The sequence below is a fragment of the Brevibacillus laterosporus genome (genome assembly GCA_007833815.1).
GTDB lineage: Bacteria > Bacillota > Bacilli > Brevibacillales > Brevibacillaceae > Brevibacillus_B > Brevibacillus_B laterosporus_D.
The window spans coordinates 2,759,881-2,773,443 of sequence record CP033464.1; the positions used below are offsets into that span (position 1 = coordinate 2,759,881).

Sequence of the window (13,563 nt, forward strand, 5' to 3'; positions counted from 1 at the left end):
AAGTGGGGAAAGGAACTACTGATATGCATGCAGACAACGAAAAGATGTACCTAGTTGTCAATTCTAAGTTCTCTAAATGGAAGCCTTGTCCGATTATGAGTCAGATTGTGAATGATGTCTTACAAATTTACACAGAAATACAAGCATACTCACAGAGAATAGAACCTACGCTAGAGATACCTGTCTCCCTTGTTCCATTCATAAACCCTTTACTACGCAAACGACTAGGATTATTTTATATGCCGAGTCTTACCCCCGACAATAATGATCATCCCGAAGAGAAAACCAGCTATCAATTGATTCAGTGTGTGGCCAATGTAATCAGGACGATTCAAAAGACAATGCAACAAACTCTAGTTTTGGTTCTCCCAGCAGGATTATCTATAAGTAAAACAGATCGACTCTTTTTAAAAGCTGTAGATAAGCATGTAACTTTTAAATGGTACGAACAAGATGTAAGAGAACAGCGGTCGGATTTTCCAGATAAAATGTATACCCCCAAGCTGAAACAAGCCAAACAAACTGTTTCTTTCTATACAAGAAGAATTACTAGAGAGCAGCGCTTATTATCTCTGATCATTGGAGGTATTGACCGAGCATTACAAGCTGCCTTCTATCATGAAGCAAATAGAAAAATAGTAATGGCAACTCGCCTGTTTCGTAGAATGGGTCCCATTCCGTATTCCCTAAAGGAGCGACAAGCATTCGTTTATTTAGCCCTACAACAACACCAACGAGCTATTAAACACCTTTTTTGGCTTGTGGAGCATGCACGGACCCCTATAGAAGGCTGTCATGCTAGAATCAGTCTTGCTGCTCAATTAATCACTCAGGATCAACAGAAAGAATCATTTGAACAGGCTAGACGCTGTCTTGCCGAGGTGAAGCAACTGGAGAGAGAGGTTGTTGGCACTGAACGTATCTTACTTGAATCGATGCGCTTAAACACGACAGCATTATTGCTATATCGCAGGAAGAAATATCGTAGTGCACTACAAAAATTGGAACGGGCATTTGCCACCATTGATAATAACGAGCTTGTAGAAAAATATGCAGGACAGGTAAGTATTGTGAGTGATAATGCAGTTCGAATCACCCTTTTGCTTTATGAAACGAAATCTTCTGAAAAATGGGCAACTCGTCTCTCTAGAGCTGCACAGTATCATGATTTTGGGAAGATACGAGCAAGTAAAGTGTACGCTAAATTAGAAAAATGGGAAGAGGCTAAGGACTGGGCAACAAAGGCGCTAGAAGAAAACGTGGCACAGCCTGAGCTATATATTAACAGGGCGTTATGTTTGTATCATTTGAAAGAGTATAAACGAATGCTTCAGGATGTAGAGCGAGCGGAAGCATATGGAAAGCAAGATATAGAGATCATTCTTCTCAAAGCTACAGTGATGGAGGAATTAGATAAAAAATCGGAAGCAATCGATTATTATCAGCAAGCAATCTGTATCAATCCACATCATGTACATGCATGGATTGATATGGCGCGGTTGTATTGGGACATAGGAGAGACTAGAGATGCAACGGTAGCTTTGACGCAAGCTATTATGCTTGATCCATCAAGAGAAGACGTTCGAGAATGGATGAATATGTTACAACACTCGTAGGGAGGGATCAAAGGATGCTCCACCTCATTCGACCACCATACAGGACGGATTCCATTTGTCCACCCATTAATCTACTTACACTAGCTGGATATGTAGAACCTTATTATAAAGTAACCGTAACAGACTTGGTTCCTCCTTATATACGGAATGAAATTTCATTAGATAGTGAGAGTGTCCAAAGCATGGCACAGCATTTACTGGAAGACCCATCTCCTGTTTTGGGTTTTACAGCGATGTGTAGTTCGTATGCGGCTGCATTGAGGATTGCCGAAGAATGCAAGAGGCAGGACCCTACTCGCTTTATTTTATTTGGTGGACCCCACGCTGGTTTTGTCGATCAGGATACACTACTGGCATTTCCTTTCGTAGATGCCATTGTGGTGGGGGAAGGAGAAAAGACAATTCTGGAATTTCTCGATGCCTATTTGAATCAATTGCCATTTACAAACATTGCTGGTCTTACCTATCGAGACAATAATCAGATTGTGAAGAACCACAAACGGGATGTGCTGGATGATTTGGATGAATTACCCATTCCTGCCTATCATTTAATCGATAATATTGAGGAGTATTATGGAGCTGGGGCAGATCGGTTCATTGAGATTGAAGCTGGAAGAGGATGTCCTTTTCAATGTAAATTTTGTAGCACATCGCTGTTTTTCTCCCGTAGATATCGAGTGAAATCCCCAGAGCGTTTAGTGAATGAGATGAAGTGGCTAAAAGAGCATTGGAATATAACTGGATTTGGGCTTATTCATGATAACTTGACAGTAAACAAAACAAAGATATTCGAACTATGTCAAATTTTTCTTGAGTCGGGTGAGAATTTTACCTGGTATTGTTCTTCAAGAACGGACACGATCAACAGAGAAATGATGGAGAAAATGAAGGAATCAGGGTGTAAAGGTATCTTTTTTGGTGTAGAGTCAGGCAGTCAAGAGATGCAAAAAAATATTGGGAAACGCTTAAAACTTCAAAATGCTTTGGAAACCTTTACTCACTTGCAAGAGGTAAAAATTAATGCGACTGCTTCATTTATTGTAGGTTTTCCGGATGAAACATTGGCTGATTTTGAAGATACGCTCTCTATGGCATTGGAACTAAAAATGGCGGGAAATAGAGATATCCAACTGCATTCGTTAACTACATTACCAGGTACAGAGGTATTGGAACAATGTCTAGATGATATCATTTTTGATACTAATTTGCTTACGTTTCTGGATATCACATCTGTCATTGATATTACTGAGGTAGAATTAAAGTGGATTCAAGAACATAAAAAAATCTTTAGTAATTTTTACTCCGTGCCTACCAAGCATTATCCACTTGAACTCGTGTATCAGGCGAGAGGAAGCTATTTCTATCTTGTTCATTATCGACCTAAGACTTTATATGCAATAAAACGGTTAGTTGGGTTGCAAAATGTACAAATAGTGGCACGATTGGTAAAAAAATTGTCTGGGGATTTTCGTGAGTGGCTGCCAGAACAATTGCTGCAAGCTTTAGAAGCAGTTGTAGCAGATTTACCAGGTGATGTAGGAATGTTTATACAAGATGTGCTGAACTATGAGACCGTCTATACTTCTGTGGCAGACTTTACAGATGGAGCTAATGGATGGGTACGATACAAAGGTGTTGATCCAACGCAACAATGTACAGAAGAAATGGTGAAACCTGCTAAAACGCTTGCGGTTACCTATGATATCATGCCTGTTCTACATCGGATTAGGAGATCAAGTTCGAACGTGGGCTATTATTTTCTGGATATTTAAGATGAGCGATCATTCCCCGACCATGCAGATGATGGTTTTGATTGCTCAGTATGTTCCTGCTATTATATTCGGGCCTTTAGCAGGCGTATGGGTAGATCGATTTAATCATAAACGTGTATTGTACTTTTCTTTGATCGTTCGGTCGTTGCTCTCTTTAGCAATCATTCCTTTTATCATCACGGTCAATATGGGAGCAATCTTGATTCTAATTGCCATTTCAGCTGTAATCGCCCAGTTTTTTCAGCCTTCCATGTCAAAATTAATGGTTGTTCTTGTTCCCAAAGCATCATTGCTGGCAGCTAATAGCCTCACGCGAAGTACAAAAACCTCCCTTAATCTGCTAGGACCTATTTGCGCTACAGCCCTGTACCAGCTATTTGGAGCAGAACTATCTCTTGTTCTAGACGGGCTTAGTTTTCTTTTAGCAGCGGCATGTATCTTTATCATTCGTATGGATAGAAACGTAGATGGGGAAAACAGGCGGATTTCTGGTTTATTTACATCATTTTGGAAAGATTTTTTTGCAGGCATGCAGTTTGCTTGGGGAAATTCAGCCGTACGTGGCATCTTTTTATTGATTTTGTATTATTAGTTTAGGTGCGGGTGCCGTTAACCTTTTAAATATCTTTCTTGTGGTAGATATCCTTGAGCTACCTGAAGATCATGTTGCTTGGGGTAATACGTGTCAAGCTATCGGAATGTTAGCTTCAGCCATTCTGTTGGGTGTCATTAGTAAACGAGTCAAAGCCTTTAATTGGTTGAGCATTGGTGGAGTAGGGATTATTTTTCTAGGCATTGTGTTACTCGCTGTCTCTCCTAATGCGTGGATCATGCTTGCTAGTCGATTCATTACAGGGATTGGTTCGACCGTGTTGACTGTTTCACTTACCACCTTATTTCAATATGAAGTTCCAGAAGAGTTGCTTGGGAGAATTGGTGCTGTGTTAGAAACGGCTCCACTCCTTGCCATGTTAGTCTCCGTTGGCTTATCGGGGTATTTACAGTCTTTGATTTCTACCAGACTTATTTTTATTGGATCCGCTGTTATTATCCTAGTTGCGGGACTTATAGCGATGGTGCAATTAGGTTGCTTGCAGACGATGAAAAAAGAGGAGATACGAACGGAGAGTATGTAACCCCATTCATTGAAATAAGAGATAGCAGTATATATCCTTATAGTAAAAAGCCGCCCCGAACATGGAGCGACTTTTTGGTATTGCTATCTATTTAAACTGGCTGGTAAGCCTCTTCTCTAGATAGCTGACACCTTGGTACATCAAAGCGGCGACGAGAGCGATGACGAAGAGAGATACCATGACCAGGGAAAAGTTAAAAACCTGAAATCCGTAAATAATCAGATACCCCAAGCCTTTTTGAGCAACGAGGAACTCTCCGACAATAACACCTACCCAAGATAGACCGACATTTACCTTTAAGGATGAAATAATCGTCGGCATCGTGGCGGGGAGAATCACCTTGGTAAACATCTGACTTTTTTTCGCACCAAAGGTCTGCATTACTTTCATGTAGTTAGGATTAACCTCACGGAAGCTCGTATAAATCGTTATGGCGGTAATAATGATGGAAATGGAAAGTGTTGTGGCAATGATGGAGACGATACCGGGGCCTAAACCGACAATAAACAGAGGACCCAATGCCACTTTTGGCATGCTATTTGCGATGATTAAGTAAGGCTCCAACACCCGAGATAGAAAAGGGGACCACCAAATCACGATGGCAATCAAGGTACCAAAAAGGGTTCCGAGTAAAAATCCAATTACGGTTTCTAGCACGGTTACACCGGTATGCATAAATATGCTCATATCAGTGATTTTTTCAATAAATAAACTCCAGATGCGACTAGGTGAGCTAAACAGTAAAACATCAATCCATTGTAAGCGGGCGGCAATTTCCCACATACCTAAAAACACGACCAGGATAAGAAACTGAGTGAGGAGAACTAGCCATTTAGTACGTGCTACGCTTTGTTTATACTGCTGATGAATGCGATCTATGTTAATCTGCTCCATCAGAACATCCCTCCATCTCTTTCCACACGTGGTTGTATAGATCAGAGAAGCCGGTCAATTGTCGAGCTTGGAATGGCAACGCCTGACGAATTGTCTCTGGTATCTTCATTTCCGAACGAATGCGTCCCGGATTACGATCTAATATGTAGATTCGGTCTCCCATAGCTACAGCTTCCTGTAAATCATGAGTGACCAGAATGGCTGTTTTCTTGTGGCGACGCAAGGTTTCAATAATGAGATCCTCAAGCATAAGCTTCGTCTGGTGATCCAGAGCGGAGAAGGGTTCATCCAAGAGCAGAATTTCTGGTTGACAGGCAAGGGTGCGCACTAAGGCAACACGTTGTTTCATCCCGCCAGATAATTGTTGTGGCAAGGCTTTCCGAAAGTGAATCAGCTCCATCTCTTCTAATAAATGTAGCGCATATTCTTCATTTTCTTTGGTACGTATTCCTTGCACCTCTAGGCCGAGAAATATATTCTCTTCTATGCTACGCCAGTTAAATAAATAATCTTGTTGTAGCATGTAGCCTACCTTACGAGTGGTTCCTGTTATTTTATTACCGTCTAGATAAATTTGACCTGCTGTTGGTTTTTCAAGTCCTGCGATTAGCGAAAGTAAAGTGGTTTTTCCACAACCGCTAGGACCTACTAAACAGACGAATTCACCCTCCTCCACACGCAAGGATATGCTGTTTATGGCCATGAACGCGTTGCGCGGTGTTACGTAGAGGTGGGTTACATGGCTCAGCTCAATTTTTGCCGGAGAAGAAGGGGAAGGGTTCATTCGTTATTTCCCCCCCAACGCCTGTTTGGCAAACGTTTCATTCACTAGCTTTTCATAGGGTGCTGATTGTTTGAGCTCTCCGGCAGTTTTCATGATTTTCTGTAATAATTCCCAGTCGGCTTTTTTGAGTAAGGGATTTGTTGGATAGGAATCTTGCTCTTGGTAACGTTTGATGGAACGTATGAGGATTTCTGGTTTTACGTCAGAAAAATAGGGCGTAATCACTTTTGCGACTTCTTCTGCGGAATGAGAATTTACCCATTGTTGCCCTTTGTAAATGGCGTTAGTAAAACTCTGGACTTTTTTTTGATTTGTCTGAATATAGCTTTGTTTGGCCATATAGCTGGTGTAAGGAACATTACCGCTTTCTTTACCAAATGAGGCGACCACGTGACCTATGCTCTCTTGTTCAAATTGAGATGCTGTTGGTTCAAAGAGCTGCACATAATCTCCAGTACCTGAGGCGAATGCGGAAGGAATGTTTTTAAAATCAATGTTTTGGAGAAGGGATGTATCTATGTGGGGATCGATGCTGTTTTTTCTCAGTACAAATTCGCCTACCATCTGGGGCATGCCACCTTTTCGTTGACCGAGGAATACCTTGCCTCTTACTTGATCCCAAGAGAATTGATCTGGTTTGGTCCTAGCAAGAAGAAATGTCCCATCGGTTTGGGTAAGCTGAGCAAAATTAATGACAGCATCTTGAGCGCCTTGAAGATCAACGTAGATACTGGTTTCCGAACCGACTAGTGCTACATCAATCCCGTCTGATAGCAAAGCAGTCATGGTTTTGTCGCCTCCCCATGTTGTTGTCAATTCAACCTCCAATCCTTCTTCTTTAAAAAATCCTTTTTCCAGAGCGACGTATTGAGGAGCGTAGAATAGGGAGCGAGTTACCTCTCCGACTCGGATTTTATTCGTACTACTACTGGAGCAACCGCTCAAAAAACAGGTAAGACCTAGGCAAAGAACAATGCCTAGGATAAGGAAACGTTTCATGAAAAAACCTCCTAGGCGTTTCGTTTTACTGTAGCCTATGCCCAGGTGAGGAGAATGGTGAATGGGTAATGGGTAAAAAAACAGTGCCAAGCACACAGATGATATTTTGCATCAAATATGATAAGATTGGTAAAATATGCACGTGGATTTTACATAAAGGATGGAGGTGGATAGGGTATGCAGATTGTTTTTCTTGGAACTAGCTCGGGAGCCCCTACCACTAAGCGGAATGTATCAGGTATTGGACTTCGTTTCATGGAGAGAGGCACGTGGTGGCTCATTGATTGTGGAGAAGGCACGCAACACCAAATCATGCGTTCCGTGCTGAATATTTCGCAGTTGGAAAATATATTTATTACGCATTTGCATGGCGATCATTTATATGGATTAATTGGTATGCTTGCCAGTCGCTCTCTACGCGGAGCTGATACGGGGGGAATTACTCTATATGGTCCAAAAGGCATCGACGAGTATGTACAGGCCATCATGCGTATTAGCCCGGTTCATTTACAGTATCCCCTTATCATTAAAGTGGTGGAAGAAGGGGTTATTTACGAGGATGATACCATTATTGTGGAAGCGACAAAGGTGAGGCATCGTGTTCCAGCCTTTGCCTATTCGATGATGGAGAAGCCGCGTCCAGGTTCGTTTAAGATTGAGTTAGCAAAAGAGGCGGGAATTCCCAAAGGTCCTATGTATGCTCAACTTAAAGCAGGAGAGAGTATTCAATTAGAAGATGGAAGGTTTTTTCATGGCAAAGACTTTGTAAATCCACCTCAACCTGGTCTCAAGGTAGCGTTTAGTGGAGATACTATACCGTGTCCTAATATGGTGCGTTTAGCCCAAGGAGCAGACATGCTCGTCCATGAATCTACCTATGTTCATCAGCATCTAGATTTAGCTGAACGCAGTGGTCATTCGACAGCTAAACAAGCAGCAGAAATCGCTGTTGCAGCAGAAGTGAAAGGCTTGTTGCTTACACATTTGAGTCCGCGTTATGATACTGAAGACGGACCGATTACCCTTGATGATATGCTACAGGAAGCGCAGGAGATTTTTCCAAATACGCAAATCGCACAAGACCTTAGTGTTTATGAAGTGAAGAGAACGCGGTTGTTGTAACCAATAAGGCTAGGCCAAACCCTTGTGTCACAAATAAAAGTGATGCAGGGGTTTTTCAATTTTGGAAGAGAGGAGATGGTTATGAAACAACTTGCTCATTCTAAATTAATAAAGGCTGCCGGATGGAAGATAAAGGATGAAACTGGGAAAGTAAATCATGGTGTGTTCTTTAATGGAAAACCAAGCATTAATCAAAATGGAAATGTACAATTGAAGGGTGAACTGTTGTATAAAAATGAAGGAAAACAACCTAAAGAACTTACGCTTACTTTTGATAAAGCAGGTAAAGAAAACAGTAATGTGCAGTGGGAAGTTCCAATTCATCTAGAGAAATAATTACAAACTCTACATTAAAATTAACCAGAATCATAACATGGGTAAGATTAGAATAGAGATGTAAAAATGTAAGAACTTGTTTGTAAAAAAGCTATCCTACCTGGATGGCTTTTTTTCTTGTAAAGGACATGGTACAGCAAACGGTTAAACACATTTTCAAAGTTCCCAATTATGCACGCTAGGCATACTGTAAAGTCAAAAGAACTACAAATAAAAAAGCAGGTGACCAAAAATGCACGAGGATGTAAGTCAGAGCCCTTTTTTTCCTGTAGGTTATCCTGAACATGTACAATGCCAATTTCCTTACCACCATTTTTATTATCCTTATCCAAGCAGCCATCCCTTATCACCTCCTATTACCTTTGTTTTAGTTCACGGAGCTTGGGGGGATTGCGGTTATTGGTATAATACAGCGGAAGAACTGTGTAAGATGGGTAACACAGTTTTTACACCAAATTTGCCGGGACATGGGAGAGATACGAATAAAGCAGTATCTCATGAGGATTATGTAAAATCCGTCATTGACTTCATAGAAGAAAGAAATTTATATAACTTTGTTCTTGTTGGGCATAGCTTTGGTGGAACGGTGATCTCTAAAGTGGCTGAACAGATTCCCGGAAGAATCAGACAGCTTGTATTTATGGACGCGTTCGTTGTGCGTAATGGCTATAGTGCTGCGGATGAAATACCACCAGAAGGAAAGGCTCTTTGGGCGGAACTTGCCAAAAAATCACCAGATAATGCAATTATGTTACCTTTTCAAATCTGGCGGGAAACATTTATGAATACAGCTGATCTCGAGCTGGCTACGGAGATATATCAGACTGTCACTCCAGAACCAGCAGGGCCATTATTTCAGAAGCTGGATCTTTCGGCATTCTACAGTCTTGATATCCCAAAAAGCTACTACTACCTCATGGAGGATACGGCTGTTCCGCAAGGTGAGCAGTACGGATGGCATCCACACATGTCCAGTCGTCTTGGGCTGTTTCGATTGATAAAATCGAAAGGGGATCATATGACATCTTTTTATACCATGCCAACTATGATTGCCAATAATCTGGTAAGAGCAGGTAGAGATTAATCATGTTGTGTTTCTCAACGATTGGATAGAGTTTCGTCATAAAGGTAATAAAAAAAGATGTTTATTTTACAATTAATGTAAATTGAATCAATTTCATAAAGGCTTTTTCCAAAAATAATTAGACTATCCCTACGGGATTAATGCTGTTTTTTTGAAAAAATTAAGCTGCTACTTTCATCCTACTTGCCAGTTCCTACGAATTCGATCCACTGCTAACTTGGATGCATTATAAACAAGAGTAACCAAGTCAAAATGGACTTTTGCCCTCTTTCCTGTGCGATATCGGACATTGTTTAGCTGAAAGAACTCCTTCAAATAAGCATGTACTCGCTCTACGGCTGTTCTCTGGTCATATAGTTCTTCCCACGTTTTTGTTCCTCTGGCTGGCGCGGTGTACTTTCGAAGATCGGTTTCAGCCTTAATTTTATAGACTTTTTGACAGAGAGAATCCTGATTCAATGGACAGTCTTTACATTCTTTTGGCCGTACAAATTTCAACGTTTTGTACTTCTTATCATAACTGTCGTAACGATAAGAGCATTCTCGGACACAAGTTGGCGCAAAATGTGAATCGAATCCAACCATTTCTCCTTCATTCCGCTTGTTGTAAGCAATAATCGCTTGTGCGTTCATTCGTCCGATTTGTTGATAGATCGGGACATAGTCATATCCCGCATCCATGATTGCATATCGCATGTGATTGGGAAGGACAGTTTGAATTCCTTTCAACAAAGGAATCGCTGCTTTCCCATCGTTCATACTTCCAGAGGACATGAGGGAGCAAAGAATATATTGACTTTTCGTACTGACTGCAAGATGAGCTTTGTATCCAAACCAAAACATGTTCTTTCCATCACTATTTTTCTTTATTCCCCAAGCAGGTTTGATAGGAACTTGGTACCGTAGGTCCTCCAACGTCACATCCAGTTGAGCTGCAATGGTTTTTTCATATAAGGACTTCTGGGCTTCCTTTTCTTGCTTTTGCTTGTCGTAGATATCTTTTTCTGCTTTTGATTTACGTCCACGTTTTTTCAATTCTGGTTTCGTCTTTTTTTCTTTTGCCACACCTCGATCACGGGATTCAAAATGGGTTGCATCGATGGCAATTGCTTCATCGCCTATGAACCCTTCCTGTATCGCTTGCAACAGTAACTTGTCTTGGACTTTATTGAGGTGTGCTGTTTCAGAAAGCTTCTGAACGAGACGAGAGTACGATGCCTCGGAAGGAAGATTGTCAGAAAACAGAAAACCGCATTCCATTCGAAAGATAAAGTCATGTTTTAGTCGTTTTCGTAAATCTTTCACAGTGGGAATTCGTTCTACGATTCGAGCGACCAGAGAATATAGCATGGCAGCATAATTCAACTCGGTAGGAGCACCATAGATCGACTTTTTGGAAATAGAGAAAAGAAGCGGTTCAATGTCAAGAGTGGAGAAAATAGCCTCAAAACGTTTGGGAGGTTCTAAGTCGAATAATTCCTGTATATCAAATAGGCTTCCTTGTTTTATAATAGACATTGGGAGTCACCACCACCTCTTAAGTTTGGGTCGCACTTAACTTATTAGAGATTTGGGGAGGTACTCCTTTTTCTATGCTCAAAAACTCTTGGGCCCGTAGGGCTCTGATTTATGAAATTGATTCAATTAATAAAATTTATACCTTGCATTTACTCGAAAACATACCTGACCAATTTATTTTACATATCAAGGTAAACAGGTTGGACGAATATATGCATTGATTTGATAGATACTCTTTAGAACGCTCATCTGGGCGTTCTTTTTTTAAAACCACTTCCCTCTTTACCAACGCTTCATTTAATGCCATAATGTCGCCATACAGTGTCAATATCAGACAGGAGTGAACATAGTCAATGAAACGCATAACTTTTCAAAACCCAACTGAGCTTGCCGAATACGGACGTGAGCGTGAGGTGGCTATCACCGTGGAATATCGGGATGAAAATGGAAAGCAACGCCAAGTTATATTATCTGATGAGCGTTTAGCAGAGATTGGGAAGTATTTGGAAAAACCAAACGCAATGGCTTATTTTAAGGAAGAGAAAATCTTCTATGAAGTAATTGCTGAGTGGCTTGGATCATGATAAGACCAACACATGGCGTCAGATTTGTTTTGCGTTATGCCATGTTTCTTGCTGGGCTATTCTGTTGTTTATAGCTGGCTTACATATCAACTGTGTTGGGATTGGGATGTATATCTCCCGTACTATTCTGTAACGTTATCGGCTGAGGTCTTCACGTTAACCCGTTTTTTGATGGTTCTTCCTATATTATTTGGGCTAGTGTATATGACAGAACGCAACGTGAAAATTCGTTTGAAAGATATCCCTGCCTTTTTACTTGCCGCCTTAGTGGGAATTTCACTCTACCAAACGTTATTTGTTGCGTCATTACGTTATACGACTGCGTCTAATTCATCCCTGTTAATCGCAATGTCTCCATTGTTTACTGTTATTGGGCTGTTGCTCACCAAGAAAGAGAAAGCAACACCAACTCGGGTCATTGGCTCTTTTGTTGCCGTAATGGGCGTTTTTATGATTAAAGGGCTGGGAGATGTTCCATTTCAGTTTAGCTGGGATTCCTTGCGTGGTGATATCATTGCTTTATTAGCTAGCATGTTGTTTGGAATTTATCCTTTTACCCTTACTCGCCTGCAAAAAACGTATACCGCTCTTACCATTACCTTGTATACTGCTTTATTTGGTAGTATATTTTTAGCGATTTACAGTGGAGCAGATTGGCTTCGAACAGATTTTACGACTTTACCAGTAGCCACATGGGGATCGCTCTTATTTGCTGCTTATCCAGTCACGGCATATTCGCTTGTGGTTTGGAATTATGGGATAGAGAAAGTAGGGTCTTCCCGCGTGATGCCCTACATGTATTTAGTTCCAGTCACGGCTATTGTGATTGCGATGCTTTGGATTGATGAAGGGATGAATATCTGGCAAGCCTGTGGAGCATTCTTCATCTTGCTTGGTGTTGGTGTAGTTCGTCAAGGAGAGCAATGGTTACATGGGTGGAAGCAGCGTAGTTCGAGTAAGAGGCAACAACCTTTTTCATCATTTCTCAGTGGAGACACGCGACTTTAGTCGTGTGAGGAAACTGAGTCGTTTCAGGCGTGAAATAAAAGCTTTTTATACATATCATTTGAAACAATCACGCTCGCAATTGCATTATGGGGGATTGGGAAATTAATCTCGTAGCAGTAATCAAACGCCCCAATTGACATTGCCATGCTACGTTAGCCATCGGTTTAACATTCGTGAAGATAACGTACAAATTTAAAAGATATCGATTCCCACAAAATCCTGCTGTTTTTTATAAACTACATGAAATGTGATTTCTGTAACCCTACTTGCAACTATAGTCATGATAGTGTCACCCATGTATTTCTGTCGGCTCAAAATCTTGTTGAACACGAAACCAAATGTTTAAATCATTGATTGTACTAGCTAATTCAGCAATCTCAGAATTAAGTTCACACGAGCGTTCAAAATTATCTTCCTGATACAGTTGAGCCTGTTTTTGATTAATAACAGCTTCAAGAGCGATGACGTGATCTGGTATTCTGGAGCGAATTTCTTCCCATTTGAACAAGATATCAGTCCGCTCAGCAGGATCATATTCTTCCCACTCCAAATAGAGAATCGGGAGGAGAATGCCTAGTCGCTCCTCACGTTTAAATTCATAACGTACCACGAATCTGACTCCCTTCAGCAAAGCATGTTATAATTATGGTATACGAAAAAGAGCAAAGAATATAGGGTTATCCTACATAAAACTGCAAAAAATAGAAAAG

At 40.9% G+C, this 13,563-nt stretch carries 14 protein-coding genes; 9 read left to right on the forward strand and 5 right to left on the reverse strand.

The annotated features are described in order from the left end of the window. The first annotated feature begins 23 nt into the window (after positions 1 to 23). From EEL30_14510 to EEL30_14525, 4 genes are read left to right on the forward strand one after another with little or no spacing between them, the layout of a single operon-like run. Complete coding sequence (locus EEL30_14510; protein QDX93401.1) at positions 24 to 1,616, forward strand: tetratricopeptide repeat protein; 1,593 nt, start codon at positions 24 to 26, stop codon at positions 1,614 to 1,616. Then, complete coding sequence (locus EEL30_14515) at positions 1,589 to 3,388, forward strand: radical SAM protein (GenBank protein ID QDX93402.1); 1,800 nt, start codon at positions 1,589 to 1,591, stop codon at positions 3,386 to 3,388. Before EEL30_14510 ends, EEL30_14515 begins: the two co-directional genes overlap by 28 nt. Further along, positions 3,315 to 3,980, forward strand: a complete 666-nt coding sequence (locus EEL30_14520) for an MFS transporter (GenBank protein QDX93403.1) — start codon at positions 3,315 to 3,317, stop codon at positions 3,978 to 3,980. The genes EEL30_14515 and EEL30_14520 overlap by 74 nt, the downstream gene beginning before the upstream one ends. Then, positions 3,973 to 4,524 (forward strand): MFS transporter, encoded by a 552-nt coding sequence (locus tag EEL30_14525; protein ID QDX93404.1) that lies wholly within the window; start codon positions 3,973 to 3,975, stop codon positions 4,522 to 4,524. The genes EEL30_14520 and EEL30_14525 overlap by 8 nt, the downstream gene beginning before the upstream one ends. A gap of 87 nt (positions 4,525 to 4,611) precedes the next feature. Here EEL30_14525 and EEL30_14530 read toward each other — a convergent pair whose 3' ends face one another. The 3 genes from EEL30_14530 to EEL30_14540 are packed head-to-tail and all read right to left on the reverse strand — an operon-like array spanning position 4,612 to position 7,201. Beyond that, on the reverse strand, positions 4,612 to 5,418 hold the full coding sequence (locus EEL30_14530) for an ABC transporter permease (protein ID QDX93405.1): 807 nt from the start codon (positions 5,416 to 5,418) through the stop codon (positions 4,612 to 4,614). Continuing rightward, on the reverse strand, positions 5,405 to 6,202 hold the full coding sequence (locus EEL30_14535; GenBank protein ID QDX93406.1) for an ABC transporter ATP-binding protein: 798 nt from the start codon (positions 6,200 to 6,202) through the stop codon (positions 5,405 to 5,407). The genes EEL30_14530 and EEL30_14535 overlap by 14 nt, the downstream gene beginning before the upstream one ends. 3 nt (positions 6,203 to 6,205) lie before the next feature. Beyond that, positions 6,206 to 7,201, reverse strand: coding sequence for an ABC transporter substrate-binding protein (locus tag EEL30_14540; GenBank protein ID QDX93407.1), 996 nt, complete (start codon positions 7,199 to 7,201; stop codon positions 6,206 to 6,208). A gap of 177 nt (positions 7,202 to 7,378) precedes the next feature. Here EEL30_14540 and rnz point away from each other — a divergent pair, with 177 nt between their 5' ends. The 3 genes from rnz to EEL30_14555 all read left to right on the forward strand — a co-directional run bounded on the left by rnz (position 7,379) and on the right by EEL30_14555 (position 9,743). Further along, positions 7,379 to 8,323, forward strand: coding sequence for a ribonuclease Z (gene rnz / locus EEL30_14545; GenBank protein ID QDX93408.1), 945 nt, complete (start codon positions 7,379 to 7,381; stop codon positions 8,321 to 8,323). Between the two features lie 81 nt (positions 8,324 to 8,404). Then, complete coding sequence (locus EEL30_14550; GenBank protein ID QDX93409.1) at positions 8,405 to 8,659, forward strand: hypothetical protein; 255 nt, start codon at positions 8,405 to 8,407, stop codon at positions 8,657 to 8,659. Between the two features lie 232 nt (positions 8,660 to 8,891). After that, positions 8,892 to 9,743 (forward strand): alpha/beta hydrolase, encoded by an 852-nt coding sequence (locus tag EEL30_14555; GenBank protein QDX93410.1) that lies wholly within the window; start codon positions 8,892 to 8,894, stop codon positions 9,741 to 9,743. A 174-nt stretch (positions 9,744 to 9,917) separates the two neighbouring features. Here EEL30_14555 and EEL30_14560 read toward each other — a convergent pair whose 3' ends face one another. Then, a complete protein-coding gene (locus EEL30_14560) occupies positions 9,918 to 11,261 on the reverse strand; it encodes a transposase (GenBank protein ID QDX93411.1) in 1,344 nt (447 codons plus the stop codon). Between the two features lie 353 nt (positions 11,262 to 11,614). On the opposite strand from EEL30_14560, the gene EEL30_14565 reads away from it, so the two are divergent. Continuing rightward, a complete protein-coding gene (locus EEL30_14565) occupies positions 11,615 to 11,845 on the forward strand; it encodes a hypothetical protein (protein ID QDX93412.1) in 231 nt (76 codons plus the stop codon). 12 nt (positions 11,846 to 11,857) lie between these two features. Further along, a complete protein-coding gene (locus EEL30_14570; GenBank protein ID QDX93413.1) occupies positions 11,858 to 12,853 on the forward strand; it encodes a DMT family transporter in 996 nt (331 codons plus the stop codon). Between the two features lie 289 nt (positions 12,854 to 13,142). Here EEL30_14570 and EEL30_14575 read toward each other — a convergent pair whose 3' ends face one another. Beyond that, entirely contained in the window at positions 13,143 to 13,463 is a 321-nt protein-coding gene (locus tag EEL30_14575) for a hypothetical protein (protein ID QDX93414.1), read from the reverse strand. Positions 13,464 to 13,563 lie beyond the last annotated feature (100 nt).

What these genes read in the sequence shown, in the direction of transcription:
- EEL30_14550 (QDX93409.1), top strand. Translation starts at nt 8,405, where the DNA reads ATGAAACAACTTGCTCATTCTAAATTAATAAAGGCTGCCGGATGGAAG.
- EEL30_14555 (QDX93410.1), top strand. Translation starts at nt 8,892, where the DNA reads ATGCACGAGGATGTAAGTCAGAGCCCTTTTTTTCCTGTAGGTTATCCT.
- EEL30_14565 (QDX93412.1), top strand. Translation starts at nt 11,615, where the DNA reads ATGAAACGCATAACTTTTCAAAACCCAACTGAGCTTGCCGAATACGGA.
- EEL30_14570 (QDX93413.1), top strand. Translation starts at nt 11,858, where the DNA reads ATGGCGTCAGATTTGTTTTGCGTTATGCCATGTTTCTTGCTGGGCTAT.
- EEL30_14560 (QDX93411.1), bottom strand. Translation starts at nt 11,261, where the DNA reads ATGTCTATTATAAAACAAGGAAGCCTATTTGATATACAGGAATTATTC.
- rnz (QDX93408.1), top strand. Translation starts at nt 7,379, where the DNA reads ATGCAGATTGTTTTTCTTGGAACTAGCTCGGGAGCCCCTACCACTAAG.
- EEL30_14510 (QDX93401.1), top strand. Translation starts at nt 24, where the DNA reads ATGCATGCAGACAACGAAAAGATGTACCTAGTTGTCAATTCTAAGTTC.
- EEL30_14515 (QDX93402.1), top strand. Translation starts at nt 1,589, where the DNA reads ATGGATGAATATGTTACAACACTCGTAGGGAGGGATCAAAGGATGCTC.
- EEL30_14530 (QDX93405.1), bottom strand. Translation starts at nt 5,418, where the DNA reads ATGGAGCAGATTAACATAGATCGCATTCATCAGCAGTATAAACAAAGC.
- EEL30_14535 (QDX93406.1), bottom strand. Translation starts at nt 6,202, where the DNA reads ATGAACCCTTCCCCTTCTTCTCCGGCAAAAATTGAGCTGAGCCATGTA.
- EEL30_14520 (QDX93403.1), top strand. Translation starts at nt 3,315, where the DNA reads ATGATATCATGCCTGTTCTACATCGGATTAGGAGATCAAGTTCGAACG.
- EEL30_14540 (QDX93407.1), bottom strand. Translation starts at nt 7,201, where the DNA reads ATGAAACGTTTCCTTATCCTAGGCATTGTTCTTTGCCTAGGTCTTACC.